The sequence below is a fragment of the Streptomyces sp. NPDC060209 genome, assembly GCF_042728155.1.
Taxonomy (GTDB): domain Bacteria; phylum Actinomycetota; class Actinomycetes; order Streptomycetales; family Streptomycetaceae; genus Streptomyces.
In genome coordinates this window covers 1-12,930 of sequence record NZ_JBHWZS010000241.1, presented here as the reverse complement: position 1 = coordinate 12,930, position 12,930 = coordinate 1, and the positions used below count along the sequence as shown (strand labels likewise).

The window sequence follows — 12,930 nt, the reverse complement described above, 5'->3', positions numbered from 1 at the left end:
GGGCGGCCTGATCAGCCGCCCGGCTGGAGGCGCGTCAGGCGTTCCAGTTGGGAGCGCGGGGCCAGGTCTCAGTTGAGGCCGAGGATGACGGACTCGATGTTCCGGGCTGTCACCGCGGAGCTCTTCCGGGTTCAGCGGCCGGGGACGGGGAGATCGCCCTCGACGTACTGAGCGCGGCCGTCGGCGAAGGACCAGTCCTCGGGGCCGTTCTCGAAGTAGCTGACGAACAGGTCCTTGCCATCGACACCGGTTTCGGCGAGCTGTTCGGCGAGCGTGCGGTACACGAGTTGCTTGTCCTGGGCGCTGCGGCCGCGCTGGGTGAAGATATGGACGATGACAGTGCCAGGGGTGCGCTCAAAACCGAGTCCGGCGTCCAGGGCGATGATTTCGTCGGGGTCGTGCTGGGTGATGATCTGGAAGCGATCCCGCTCGGGGATCTTCAGGACGTCGATGAGCGATTGCTGGACGGCGTCAGCGATGGCTCGGATGTTCTCGGGGCGACGGCCGCGGATCATGTCGATGCGCACGAGGGGCATGGCAAACTCCTTCGGATGAGGGGCGGGCAGGGCTCCAGCGGCGGTCTTGGTCAGGTAGCCGCACTGGGCCCGGGGCGCCGAAGGTCGTGTCGGAGCCGATGCGGAGCCCGCCGAGGTCGAGGACGGTCGTGGGGCCGCCGACCACCAGGGCCGAGCCGTCGTGGCCAGGAAGTGGGGGAGGGCGATGTCATGCTGCTTCAGCTCCTTGGTCGGGGCAGGGAGGGGACGGTGGTGCTGCCGGGTCGTCCCAGCAGCCCCATCCCTCGCCGTCGACCGTAGGGAGATAGCAGGCGCAAGCGGAAATGCTGCTCCGGTTGCAGCTATGCCCCACCTGCATGGGTGCAGGTCGAGGCCGCGTCGAGTGCCGCGTCGAGGAAGCGGCGCAGCAGCGTGGACCCGGTGCCCGCCTCCGGGCGGTAGGCGAGACGGACGGGGCTGGGCGGTGCGCCGGTCAGCGGCAGGAAACGCAGCGCAGGGTGGTGAATACGGCGCTCGGCGACGTCGGGGACGATGCCGAGTCCGCGTCCGGCGGCCACCGATTCGAGCCACTCGTCGAAGTTCGCGGTCTCCACGTACCGATGCGGGCCGTTCCCGCTCGGCCAGCACCAGGGGCCGGTGGTGCCGCTGGCGGTGTTGACGACCAGGGTCCACTCGTGGGCGTCCTGCCAGCGCAGGGCGTCAGCCATGGCCTTGGGCGGATGGCTGCGGGAGGCCTCCCGCCCGCCGCCCGCGGCTTCGTCGCGGGCGTGGACGGCGACGCGCTGTTCGTCGTACAGGTGCACCGTGCGCACACCGTCTCCGACCGGCCTGCTGCCGCGCACCAGGGCCACGTCGACACCCTGGCGGTCGAGGGCGTCCAGCGGGTTGTCGCAGCGCACCAGCTCGACCTGTGCCCCGCTGTCGCGCTCGAAGCGGGCGATGGCGCGCTGTGCCCAGGGATCAGGCAGCAGCCAACTGAAACCGAGCCTCAATCTCAGCTCGTGACGGGCTGCAGCAATAGCCGCGTCGAACCCGGCCAGGGTCCGCTCCACGTGGACGAGGAACGCGGCGCCGGTGTCGGTGAGTGCGACGCCGCGCGACGAGCGGTCGAGCAGCCGCACCCCGAGGCCCGCCTCCAGCTGGGCGACGGTGCGGCTCAGGGCAGGCTGCGTGATCAGCAGCTCCTCAGCGGCGTGGGTGAATGAACGGCGCCGGGCCACCGCGGCAAACGCCCGCAAGTGCCGCAGCTCGATGCCGGATGTGCTCGCGGGGCGGGGCGCGGTCACCGCCGCCTCGCACTATGCCTGAGGAACATGAATGCAGCGTATCCGGCATTTCTGCCCACTGCGCCCGCGGCCTAGCGTCGACCGGTAAGCCTCCCGCACGGGGGAAGTCCCGAGAAAGTAAGTGATCATGAGACAGGTCCTCGCGCAGCCCGGCCCCACCCGCACCCCGTCGCGGACCGGCTCCCCGTGGCCGACCGTGCTGCGCGGCGCGGCGGCAATGGCCGCCGCGATGGGCGTGGGCCGCTTCGCGTACACGCCGATCATGCCGCTCATGCACGACCAGGCCGGGATGTCGGACAGCCTGGGGGCCTCGCTGGCCACCGCCAACTACCTCGGCTACCTGGCCGGCGCCCTCCTCGGCATCGCCGCCCCCGCGCTGCTCCGCTCAGCGGCTGCCCTGCGTACCGGGCTTCTGGTCCTGGCGGCGTCCCTCGCCCTGATGCCCCTCATGCATGACGGCGGCGCCTGGTGGGTGCTGCGGCTGGCGGCGGGCGCGGCCAGCGCCCTGGTGTTCATGATCGCGACGAGTGCCTTGCTGGCGGGGCTCGCCGCGCACGCCGAACACATGACCGGCTGGGCCTTCGGCGGGGTCGGCGCGGGAATCGCCCTGTCCGGTCTGACGGTGGTGGCGGTCCAGCAGGCCGGCTCCTGGCAGGGGGCCTGGGCTGCCTGCGCCGCGCTCACCGTGCTGCTCACCGCCGCCTCCTGGGGCCTGGCGCCAGACGTCGCGGCCCCCGCCGCCACGGTGCCCACCGAACGGCCGCGCACCCGGCGCTGGTTCACCGCCCTGCTGGCCAGCTACCTCCTGGAGGGCATCGGCTACATCATTGCCGGGACCTTCCTGGTCGCCGCCCTGCAGCAGGGTGCGCCCGGCTGGATCGGCAGCGGTGCCTGGATCGTGGTCGGCCTGGCCGCGCTGCCCTCCTGCGCCCTGTGGATGCGCCTGGCCCGCCGCGTCTCCCGCCCGGCCCTGCTGACGATCTCCCTGTCGCTGCAGGCCATCGGCATCGCCCTGCCCGCCCTGTCCACGAGCAGCGTCTCCGCGCTCGCCGCCGCCGTCCTGTTCGGCGCAACTTTCATGGGCGTGAGCACCATGGCCCTCGCCATCGGCACGCACCTCCGCATCCCGCGCGCCGTCGCCCTGCTGACCACCGGCTACAGCCTCGGCCAGATCCTCGGCCCCCTGCTGGCCGCACCGCTGCTGCGGCACGGCTACCACTCAGCGCTCCTGCTCGGCGCCGCCCTGGTGCTCGCCGCCGCCTGCGCTGCGGCCGCCTGCTGCATCCGCTTCCCCCACCACCTCACCCAGACCGCCTGAACCCCGGAGGTGCACCATGCCCGGTGACCTGACCATCCTCGACACCGACCTACGCGTGTGGGCTGCCCCGATGGCCGGCGGCCCCAGCACCCCCGCCCTCGTTCAGGCCGCGGCCCGGGCCGGGGGACTCGGCTTCCTCGCCGGCGGCTACAAGCCCCCCGCCGCCCTCGCCGTCCAGATCGCCCAAGTTCGCACCACCGGCGCAATGTTCGGCGTCAACCTCTTCGCCCCCAACCCCGTCCCCGTCGCCCCGGACGCGTACCACGCCTACGCCCTCGCACTCCAGCCGGAAGCCGACCGCTACCACCTCGCGCTCCCCACGGAGCCCCGGGCCGAGGACGACGACTCCTGGACGGAGAAGCTCGACCTGCTCCTCAAAGACCCTGTACCGCTCGTATCCTTCACCTTCGGGCTTCCTCACCCGGACACCGTCCGGGCGCTGCAGGACGCTGGCAGCCTCGTCGCCCAGTCCGTCACCGCACCCAGCGAAGCCCTGGCCGCCGCGGAGACCGGCGCAGACCTGCTGATCGTCCAGGCCCCGGCGGCCGGTGGCCACTCCGCCACCCTCACCCCCGACCGGCCCGTTGCCCCCGTCGAACTGCCCGACCTGGTCAGCGACGTACGGCACATCGTCCCACTGCCCGTGATCGCCACCGGCGGCATCGCCACCCCGGCCGACACCGCCGCCGCCCTACGGGCCGGAGCCCACGCTGCCATGGTCGGCACCGTCCTCCTGTGCACCCACGAGAGCGGCGCCTCCGTACCCCACAAAAATGCCCTCACCGACCCGGCTTTCACCGACACCACGGTGACCCGAGCCTTCACCGGCCGCCCGGCCCGCGCCCTGCGCAACCGCTTCACCGATACGTACGGCTCCCTCGCCCCGCTCAGCTACCCCGCCGTCCACCACCTCACCGCTCCGCTGCGCAAGGCCGCCACCACAGCGCACGACACCGACCTGATCCATCTGTGGGCAGGCACCGGCTACCGTCATGCCCGCGAAGAACCCGCCGCCCGCACCCTCACCCGTCTCGCAGCGCGGACATGACCTCGACGATCAGCCCGCCAGGCGAGCCGTGTCGCGACGTCATCGACTTCGAACTGTCGAGTTTCAGATCCGGCACCCGATGCGGGGGCCCATGTCTTTGGTCAAGGTGATCGATTGTGGGTTCGGAGCGTCTGCAACGATGACCCCGTGCCTGCTGATGATCAGGTGGGCGATGACGTCTCCGCGGAGCTCGCGGCGTTTCTCCGCGACGTTGACGACCGTCCGGTGAGGGTCTCCGCTTCCGCATGCGGGGGGTGCGAAGGGCGCGTCTTCTCCGTGGACTTCGACGTGGTCGAGGGGGTTGTGGAGCGCCAATGCATTGCCTGTGGCATCAGGGCGTTCATCGCGGACAGTGCGGAGTACTGGGATGAAGCGGAACCCTGCGTGGCTGAGTGTCCTTGTGGGAGCGACGAGTTCGAAGTGGCTGTCGCGTTCTCGCTCATGGGTGATGGATCGGTCCGTTGGGTAACGGCGGGTGTGCGGTGTCAGCAGGATGGGGCAGTCGCAGTCTGTGCCGACTGGAAGATCAGCTACCGACCCTGACGCCGGTCCCCGGCATCGACGTCAGGGACCTTGGATCTGAATGCCACAGTTGTTCTCGCACAGGATGCACGCGCTTTTGTGGCAGGCGAGGTCAGCTGTCATCAGCCGTGTCTTCTCATGCGGTGGGCAGCTGGGGCGGCCCGGGCCCCCGGGGTGAAAGCGTTCCGGGGGCGCGGGGTGGCGCGGTTGGGACGGTGCTGGTCAGCCGAGCGGGTTGGTGGTGTCGCGCAGGGTGGCCAGGGCCGGGGCATACATGCGGGCCTTGATCGTGCCGAGGGTGTCGCCGGCCTTGTTCACCTGTGCCTGGGCGATCTCGATCGCGGTCGAGCGCACGGCGTCCTCAGTGACCGCCTGGTCGACGATGCCGGTGGCTGCGGCGTCGGTGCCGCCGTAGCGGTGGGCGGTGAGCATGGCCTTGTGCGCGGTCTGCGGGGCCAGCCGGGACTGGATGAGGGCGGCCATGCCGGGGGTGAAGGGGATGTTGATGTCCGCTTCGGGCAGGCACCAGTAGCCGCGGTCGGCGCGCATGATCCGGAAGTCGTGGGCGAGGGAGAACATCGCGCCGGCGGCGAAGGTGTGCCCCTGCAGTGCGGCCACTGTGATGACCGGCAGCGACAACATCCGTGCGAACAGCTCGTGGACGGAGGCGACGTAGTCCTGGTGCTGGTCGGCGTGGGCGAACAGCCAGTCCAGGTCGAGCCCGTTGGAGTAGAACTTGCCTGTGGCGGCGGTGACCAGGGCTCGGGGGCCCTCCGCCTTGTCCACCTCGTCGAGGGCGGCGTTGACGGCGGTGAGCCAGTCGGGGTGGAAGCGGTTCTCTCCGTCTCCGAGGTCGAGTACGAAGACGTTGTCCTGACGGTCGAGCGAGGGCATGGCGACTCCTTCGAGCTGAGCTGACTGGATGAAGTGGCTGCGGACTACGACCTGGGCCGTGGTCCGGCACCAGGGTGGTCACGCAGGGCGTGTAGGAGCAGGTCGTGAAGCTCGGCGGCGGCCGCCTCGATCGGGGCGGTGCTCTGTTCGGCCCGGCACGTGATCACCGCGCCTCCGACCGCGGCGATGATGAAGGCGCCGAGCCGGTGGTTGCGTTCCTCGGTGAGGCCGTGCCGGAAGAGGAAGGCTGCGAGTGCCTCCTGCCAGCGGGCGAAGCCGGCGGTGGCGGAGCGGGCAAGCTCGGGTGCGTCGTCGTTGGTCTCGACGGCCACCGCCACGATCGGGCACGTCGGCCCTGAAGCCGCTCTCTTCGAGCCGGTCGCGCCACAGCACGAAGAACGCGTCGACGGCCTCCACGGGGTCATCCCCATGCATGGCGGCATCGATCAGGCCCGCGATGAATTCCCCCGCCCCTGCCAGCGCCACCGCCTCGCCGATGAGCTGCGCCCGCCCGCCGGGGAAGTGGTTGTACACCGATCCTCGAGGGGCTCCTCTGCGTGCGAGCACCCGCTCGATGATGGTCGCGCCCGCCCCGTACTCACGCAGCAGAGCAGCAGCACTGGTGATCATCCGGTCACGGTTTTGACTCCTGCGCGGACTCACCCAGCCACCACCCTCCCGACGACGAGGCGGCCTGCCGAATAGGCTACCTGTCGGTAACTTATGGGTTGTGTCATAGAACACGCAAGAGGGGCTGCATCATCATTCATCCAGTACCGACCGGAACCGCCGGCCGCGTCTTCACCTGCCCCTTCCGCTATGAGACGTCGTTCTGGGCGGTGCTGCTGACCTTCTCCGGTGCCGAAAGCGATCGGCCCGCGTCCGACGGATCGCGTCCGCCTTCGGGTGCGGCGCCCACGCATTGGTCGCCCGATACCGAGCGGTGCTACTTCGACGGCCGTCATGCTCTCCGCGAACGGTGGACACCCTTGCTCCGCGAGCCACCGAGGATCCGGACCGACACCTGGCCGAACTGGTCCGCCTGAATCGCCTCCTCACCATCCGCTCCGCCGTCTACTGGGAGAACCGCACCCATCTGTTCGCGGAGCAAGTGCGCTCCCTGTTCGACGACGGAATGAACCTTCCCCGCCGGTTGCCTCAGCACGACCCGGCGGAGGGGACGCGAGCACTGGCCAGGATCCTGATCGACCGATCGACTTTCCACACCGCCGCCTGCGAGTTCAGGCCCGCCCTCGATGACTTCCGCGAAGCCCTGAGGTACCTGGGGGAGGCCAACTGACCCGCGCCGGCGAACGTTCGCCCCAGGACTCGTGAGGACCGTCCGATCCTGCGCCTGCTGTTCGCCGCGACGCGTCACACCGAGACCGCGAACCCGACGACCACAGCAGTCGTAATCGCGGCGCTGCGCACAGCGGCGCGGCAGGGTCGCACCACGCACCCCTCCCGGCGGCCTAGGACAAGCCGTCGAGCGGCCGGAGGAAGCGGCGCTCGTAGCGCTTGATGCAGCGGGTGTCACGAGCCAGCTGGAACGCTTCCTGGCACTCCGGGTCGGACATGCTGTCCGTGCGGTACTGCTCGTACGCGGCCAGGCTGGGAAAGGAGAAGAGGGCGTAGGCGATGTCACTGTCGCCCTCACTCGGCAGGAAGTAGCCGTGGTGCGTCCCGCCGAAACGGTTGACGAGCCGGACCCAGCGGCGACCGTATTCTTCGAAATCGTCAAGCTTGTCGGCATCGATCTCGTACTTCAGGTGAATAGTGATCATGTCTTCATGATGCCGTGTGACGGCTCGGACTCCGTGAGCAGGACCAGGGGTCGCGCCGCGGGGGAGAGGTCGAGCCGGGCGAGTCGGCTGACGCGGGGGCGGTCCAGAAATGCCCTCTGCTGTTCGTCGGTCTGCGGCTTCCGCGTCCGGCGTCCCCGCGTCCGGCGTCCCCGGGGGCGGCTTGCTCCGGCCGCCCGGACCAGGTCCGCAGTGCCCCCGCCACAACCAGGCCCGTGGACACATGGTTGAGACGTGCAGATCGCCCCTGTACTTCGTTCGCGTGGAAACTCCGAGGCCTGGAAGATTAATTTGCCGCGCCGGGAACAGCCGGTCGGGCCGGCGGGGTTGCATCGACCGAGGAACCGGCGCCGCACGGGTGGAGAACACGGAGACCACAGGGCCGGCCGCCACACCAGGGTCCGGGCTCCAAGATCGCGGCGCGCCCGCTGCCCACTCGGACCAAGACGTACTTCTGCAGGAGGACTTTTTCATGACTGACCGGCCCTTGACGCTCATGGCCGTCCACGCCCACCCCGACGACGAGGCCACGGGAACCGGAGGGGTCCTCGCGAGGTACGCGGCGGAAGGCATCCGCACCGTTCTCGTGACATGTACCGACGGCGGTTGCGGTGACGGAACGGGGGGCGCCAAGCCGGGCGATCCCGGGCACGATCCGGCGGCAGTCGCCTTGATGCGCCACCAAGAACTCGAGGCGAGCTGTGACGTGCTGAAGGTCAGCGATCTGGAGATGCTGGACTACGCCGACTCCGGGATGGCGGGCTGGCAGAGCAACGACGCCCCCGGATCCTTCTGGCAGACCCCCGTCGAGGAAGGCGCAGCCCGACTTGCGGAACTCATGCGGCACTACCGACCCGATGTGGTCGTCACCTACGACGAGAACGGCTTCTACGGCCACCCCGACCACATCCAGGCCCACCGCATCACAATGGCGGCGCTGGAGATGACCGCGCTGACACCGAAGGTGTACTGGACGACGATGCCCCGCTCGATGATGCAGCGGTTCGGGGAGACCATGCGCGAGTTTCATGAGGACATGCCGGAGCCGGATCCTGCCGAGGCCATCGCGATGGCCGAGATCGGCCTTCCCGACGATGAGATCACCACGTGGGTGGACACCACCGCATTCAGCGATCAGAAGTTCGATGCGCTGGCTGCGCACGCCAGTCAGGGCGAGAACATCTTCTTCCTCAAGATGGGCAAGGAGAGGTTCGGCGAGTTGATGGGCATGGAGACCTTCGTACGGGTCAAGGACGCCACCGGCGCGGCCGTACCTGAGAACGATCTCTTCGCAGGCCTGCGCTGATCCCCTGGTCCGACCGGGCGCGGGAAAGCTCATCAGCCGCACAGTGCGATCGAGCGGGTCACGCACTCGGCGGCCAGCCTCGCCGTTTCGGTTGGGCTGAGGCGGCTGCGTTGATTATCAACCGTCGGGCGGTCGAGGCGATTCTGTTGTCCGGGCATGGTGGAGTCCCGGCGCGGTGGCTGGGTTCTCCGGGGCCTTCGGATCGTGGGTGCGAACCCGTCACCACCGAGCCGCCCGACGGCTGCGCGGCTGCCCGCCCAGGTGCTGAGCCGGTCCGCAGTCGCGGGGATGACCAGGGCATGAAGAAGGGACAGCACCCCTCGCCCGCGAACCGTCATGCGGACGCTGCGCGAACATGACGAGCTGATGGGCGAGTAGGAACCCGCCCCTCACCTGCGGATCATTCCTTGGCGTTGATTTTTCGGCGACGGCAACCGGGACCCCGACACAGCTGGCATGGGCGAGCCTTCGCCTCCGGTAGCCCCTGCCCCGCGAGTTTTCGCTAGCGGCATCGACCGGCCGCTGCTGCTGAGCGGACGGGCGGTCCAGGAGGCCGGTACTTCCTCCCCTCTCGGGACGTGGGGAAGTGCGGCGATACGAGCTCGGACGGTGTGACTGAGCGCCGGATGACGCCGCTCGCCCACTGGGCTGTTCGGTTCGGTGCGAGATCGAGGGAGGTAGCGGTGCGCTGAGTCTTGGTGAGGTGGATGTCGATGTACCCGGCGAGGATCAGCGGGTCCTGAGGGCTTCCGCTGAAGGTTGACCTTGTTGAGCGCAAAGTCCTCGCGGGCGAGGACAAAGAGCAGCGCGAGGAAGGCGGACCGGGAATTGCCATTGTCGAAGGGGTCGCCGTCCGGGAGCAGCAGCTGAGGGGCCGCGCCGGAGCTCGACCCGCGCCAGGCCCGGCCGCTGGTGCACGTCGGGTTCGGTGTCGCGGTCGAGGCCGGACGCGGCCTGCGGTGGCGCGACCGCCCCGGCAACTGCGGCGCCGTGACGGCTCTGGTCGTGGGCGCCCTGGGCATCTGACCACAAGGGCGGGGCTGGGCCCGCACTTTGAACTCGCAGATGACAAAGTATGGACTTCTTCAGCAGAAGCCCCCTAGCGTGGCGGCGCAACCGTAGGCGATCGCTATTCGCAGATCAGTACAGCCCGTCCGGAGTGCCCCCGTTTCTGGAGGACCGATGCATCCACGGCTGTTCCAACGTGCCCGAAGACACCTCACCACCCTGCTCGTCGGGGGCTTCCTCGCGGGAGGTGTCTGGGCCGGGCCCCCGGCCGTCGCCGCGCCCGACGACATCCCGCCCCAGGAGCCGGGTGTCACCCTGCGGGTGTTCGACACCCAGGTGCCTCTCAGTAATCTGTGTACGCTCAAACCGGGGCAGACGCCCAACCACGACAAGCTGATGCCCACCGTCGACTGGTCCACGGTCGACGACTTCGGTGGCTACGCCGACAACTTCGTGGCCGAGGTGTCCGGTTACCTTGTCGTCCCCGCCGACGGTACGTACACCTTCCGCCTCAACAGCGACGACGGCTCACGGCTCACGATCGACGACCAGCAGGTCATCGACCACGACGGTCTGCACGGTGCAGAGCCGAAGGACGGATCCGCCCAACTCGGCGCAGGGTCACATCCGTTCCGAGTCGACTACTTCGAGCGTGGCGGCGATCAGCAGCTGACGCTCGCGTGGAAGCCGCCGGGCGCCAGCGACTTCGGCGTCATCCCGAGCGAGGCGCTGAGTACCGACGCCGGGGTCGTCCGGGTCACGGCACCGGGCCGCAAGGAGTGCGAATCGGGCGCGGACACCCCCGGTGACGGCCTCCCGCTCACCGACGTACGCCCCGACCTCGACCTCACCGACCTGCGCCCGGAGGGCTTCGAGCCGCAGGTCACCGGAATGGACTGGCTGCCCGACGGACGTCTGGCGCTCTCGACATGGGGCGGCTCCGAAAGCACCACCGGAGAGGTGTATCTCCTCGGCAATGTCACCGGCGAGACCAGCCGGGACAAGGTGACGGTGGAGAAGATCGCCGAGGGCCTCCGCGAGCCGATGGGCATCAAGTACGTCGACGGTTCGCTGTACGTCTCCCAGAAGCATGAGCTGACGCAACTCGTCGATTCGGACAATGACTTCGTCACCGATGAGTACCGCACGGTCGCCACTTGGCCGTACGGCGGGAACTTCCACGAGTTCGCCTTCGGGCTCCTCTACCGTGACGGCTACTTCTACGTGAACCTGTCCGTCGCCATCGACTACGGCGGCGCCACCACCACGCCGCAGCCCGCGCAGGGCCGCGGCACGACGTACAAGGTCAGCAAGAAGACAGGCAGGATTCAGGCGATCGCGGGTGGTCTGCGGACCCCGAACGGGATCGGCTGGGGTCCCGAGGGCTCCCTATTCACCACTGACAACCAGGGCGGCTGGCTGCCCGCGTCGAAGCTCGTCCAGATCAAACAGGACCGCTTCTTCAACCACTACACCCAGCCGTCAGGTGCGTTCGACGACCGCACCCCCACCCAGCCAGTGCTCTGGCTGCCGCAGAACGAGATCGCCAACTCTCCCAGTACACCGCTGTACTTGAAGGAGGGCCGGTTCGCCGGACAGATGCTGTTCGGCGACGTCACCTACGGGGGACTCCAGCGTGCCTACCTGGAAAAGGTGAAGGGGCAGTACCAGGGCGCCGTGTTCCGCTATACGCAAGGGCTCGAAGCCGGTGTCAACCGCATCACCATGGGGCCCGACGGCTCTATATACACGGGTGGTCTCGGCGCCGACGGCAACTGGGGGCAGGAAGGGAAGCTGAAGTTCGGCCTGCAGAAACTCACGCCGAACGGTGGCAACACCTTTGACATCAAGGAGATGCGTGCCGTCCCCGGCGGCTTCGACCTCGAGTACACCCAACCGCTTTCGGAGGCCACCGCGGAGGAGCTGGCTTCGCACTACCAGGCAGAGCAGTGGCGCTACACCCCCACCTCCGACTACGGCGGTCCGAAGATCGCCGAGGAGCGGCTAGCGGTCCGCTCGGCGACCCTCTCCGACGACAGCCGCACCGTGAGGCTGCGTCTCGACGGGCTCAAGCCCGACAGGGTCGTCCACCTTCGCTCACCACGCCCCTTCGCCTCCGCTTCCGGCGAGACGCTGTGGAGCACGGAGGCCTGGTACACGCTCAACGCTCTGCCCGGAAAGCAGCCGCCGCCGGCCACACTGTACGAGGCTGAGGAGGCGCGGCTCACCGGCACGGCCGGTGTCCACACCGACCACACCGGCTACTCGGGAAGCGGCTTCGTGGACCGCTACAACACGGAGAACCAGATCGGCACGACCTTCGACGTCACCGTGCCCAAGGCCGGCGACTACGACGTGAACCTGCGCTACTCCAACGGGCCCAACCCCTTCCAGGGCACCAAGTCCCTTTCCCTCCACGTCAACGGGAAGAAGCTCAGACAGACTCAACTCGCCTCGACCGGTACCTGGGACGCCTGGTCGACGCAGACCGAGCGGGTCCGTCTGAACGCGGGGCGCAACACCGTCTCGTACCGTTTTGACCCCGGTGACACCGGTCATGTCAACCTCGACCTGATCACCGTGCACCCTCACGGTGCGCCCGTCTCCCTCTTCGACGGCACCACGGCCTCCCAGGAAAAGTGGCAGCACACGGACGGACGGCGCGTCGAATGGCCGCTCGCCGCCGAGCAGTCCATGGAGGTGTGCTGCGGCGACATCCGCACCAAGGACGCCTACCAGGACTTCAGATTGCGCATGGAGTTCCGGGTGCCACTGCTGCCGGACGACGTGACCGGTCAGGACCGCGGCAACAGCGGCATCTACCTCCAGGACCGCTACGAACTCCAGATCCTCGATTCGTTCGGTGACACCACCCTCGACACGAATGAGGCCGGGGCGATCTACCAGAAGAAGGCGCCGGACATCAACGCGGCCACGGCTCCGGAGACCTGGCAGACGTACGACATCACGTTCCGTGCCGCGCGCTTCGACGACAGCGGCCGGAAGACCGCCGACGCGCGCGTCACGGTGGTGTGGAACGGACGGAAGGTCCACGACGACATCGCGATCGACGGACCGACCGGCGCGGGCGCGCCGGAAGGCCCGTCGGCTGGAACGATCCGTCTCCAGGACCACGGGAACGCCGTGCGGTTCCGCAACATCCGCGTCGAAGCACTGAGCTGAGGCGCGGGTTCCGCCAGCGAGCGGGGCGCCTACGAACCGTAGGCGCCC

General features: G+C 68.8%; 11 protein-coding genes and 1 pseudogene. 7 read left to right on the top strand and 5 right to left on the bottom strand.

The window, feature by feature from the left end:
• Window positions 1-131: 131 nt before the first annotated feature.
• Together ACFWFI_RS32505 and ACFWFI_RS32500 are read right to left on the bottom strand one after the other, a co-directional pair.
• On the bottom strand, window positions 132-536 hold the full coding sequence (locus ACFWFI_RS32505; RefSeq protein ID WP_387397226.1) for a tautomerase family protein: 405 nt from the start codon (window positions 534-536) through the stop codon (window positions 132-134).
• 320 nt (window positions 537-856) lie between these two features.
• On the bottom strand, window positions 857-1,801 hold the full coding sequence (locus ACFWFI_RS32500; RefSeq protein ID WP_387397223.1) for a LysR family transcriptional regulator: 945 nt from the start codon (window positions 1,799-1,801) through the stop codon (window positions 857-859).
• Between the two features lie 127 nt (window positions 1,802-1,928).
• Here ACFWFI_RS32500 and ACFWFI_RS32495 point away from each other — a divergent pair, with 127 nt between their 5' ends.
• The 3 genes from ACFWFI_RS32495 (at window position 1,929) to ACFWFI_RS32485 (ending at window position 4,710) form a co-directional block, all read left to right on the top strand.
• Entirely contained in the window at window positions 1,929-3,119 is a 1,191-nt protein-coding gene (locus ACFWFI_RS32495) for a YbfB/YjiJ family MFS transporter (protein ID WP_387397220.1), read from the top strand.
• 16 nt (window positions 3,120-3,135) lie between these two features.
• Window positions 3,136-4,167: a nitronate monooxygenase gene (locus ACFWFI_RS32490; RefSeq protein ID WP_387397217.1), complete on the top strand. Its 1,032-nt coding sequence runs from the start codon at window positions 3,136-3,138 to the stop codon at window positions 4,165-4,167.
• Window positions 4,168-4,314: 147 nt separating this feature from the next.
• Window positions 4,315-4,710, top strand: coding sequence for a hypothetical protein (locus ACFWFI_RS32485; protein ID WP_387397214.1), 396 nt, complete (start codon window positions 4,315-4,317; stop codon window positions 4,708-4,710).
• Between the two features lie 201 nt (window positions 4,711-4,911).
• On the opposite strand, the gene ACFWFI_RS32480 is transcribed toward ACFWFI_RS32485, so the two are convergent.
• Together ACFWFI_RS32480 and ACFWFI_RS32475 are read right to left on the bottom strand one after the other, a co-directional pair.
• Window positions 4,912-5,583, bottom strand: a complete 672-nt coding sequence (locus ACFWFI_RS32480; RefSeq protein WP_387397212.1) for an enoyl-CoA hydratase-related protein — start codon at window positions 5,581-5,583, stop codon at window positions 4,912-4,914.
• A 44-nt stretch (window positions 5,584-5,627) separates the two neighbouring features.
• Window positions 5,628-5,915, bottom strand: a complete 288-nt coding sequence (locus ACFWFI_RS32475; protein WP_387397209.1) for an LmrA/YxaF family transcription factor — start codon at window positions 5,913-5,915, stop codon at window positions 5,628-5,630.
• Between the two features lie 647 nt (window positions 5,916-6,562).
• Between ACFWFI_RS32475 and ACFWFI_RS32470 the strand changes: the two genes are divergently transcribed.
• Complete coding sequence (locus tag ACFWFI_RS32470; protein ID WP_387397206.1) at window positions 6,563-6,883, top strand: hypothetical protein; 321 nt, start codon at window positions 6,563-6,565, stop codon at window positions 6,881-6,883.
• Between the two features lie 172 nt (window positions 6,884-7,055).
• Here the strand turns inward: ACFWFI_RS32470 and ACFWFI_RS32465 are convergent, their stop codons facing one another.
• Entirely contained in the window at window positions 7,056-7,367 is a 312-nt protein-coding gene (locus ACFWFI_RS32465; RefSeq protein ID WP_387397203.1) for an NIPSNAP family protein, read from the bottom strand.
• A gap of 490 nt (window positions 7,368-7,857) precedes the next feature.
• On the opposite strand from ACFWFI_RS32465, the gene ACFWFI_RS32460 reads away from it, so the two are divergent.
• The 3 genes and pseudogenes from ACFWFI_RS32460 (at window position 7,858) to ACFWFI_RS32450 (ending at window position 12,882) form a co-directional block, all read left to right on the top strand.
• Window positions 7,858-8,691, top strand: coding sequence for a PIG-L family deacetylase (locus tag ACFWFI_RS32460; RefSeq protein ID WP_387397201.1), 834 nt, complete (start codon window positions 7,858-7,860; stop codon window positions 8,689-8,691).
• Between the two features lie 839 nt (window positions 8,692-9,530).
• Window positions 9,531-9,717 (top strand): annotated as a pseudogene (locus ACFWFI_RS32455) (TetR family transcriptional regulator); the annotation flags it as partial.
• A 156-nt stretch (window positions 9,718-9,873) separates the two neighbouring features.
• Window positions 9,874-12,882, top strand: a complete 3,009-nt coding sequence (locus ACFWFI_RS32450) for a family 16 glycoside hydrolase (protein ID WP_387397199.1) — start codon at window positions 9,874-9,876, stop codon at window positions 12,880-12,882.
• Window positions 12,883-12,930 lie beyond the last annotated feature (48 nt).

What these genes read in the sequence shown, in the direction of transcription:
- ACFWFI_RS32480 (WP_387397212.1), bottom strand. Translation starts at nt 5,583, where the DNA reads ATGCCCTCGCTCGACCGTCAGGACAACGTCTTCGTACTCGACCTCGGA.
- ACFWFI_RS32465 (WP_387397203.1), bottom strand. Translation starts at nt 7,367, where the DNA reads ATGATCACTATTCACCTGAAGTACGAGATCGATGCCGACAAGCTTGAC.
- ACFWFI_RS32450 (WP_387397199.1), top strand. Translation starts at nt 9,874, where the DNA reads ATGCATCCACGGCTGTTCCAACGTGCCCGAAGACACCTCACCACCCTG.
- ACFWFI_RS32460 (WP_387397201.1), top strand. Translation starts at nt 7,858, where the DNA reads ATGACTGACCGGCCCTTGACGCTCATGGCCGTCCACGCCCACCCCGAC.
- ACFWFI_RS32495 (WP_387397220.1), top strand. Translation starts at nt 1,929, where the DNA reads ATGAGACAGGTCCTCGCGCAGCCCGGCCCCACCCGCACCCCGTCGCGG.
- ACFWFI_RS32490 (WP_387397217.1), top strand. Translation starts at nt 3,136, where the DNA reads ATGCCCGGTGACCTGACCATCCTCGACACCGACCTACGCGTGTGGGCT.
- ACFWFI_RS32505 (WP_387397226.1), bottom strand. Translation starts at nt 536, where the DNA reads ATGCCCCTCGTGCGCATCGACATGATCCGCGGCCGTCGCCCCGAGAAC.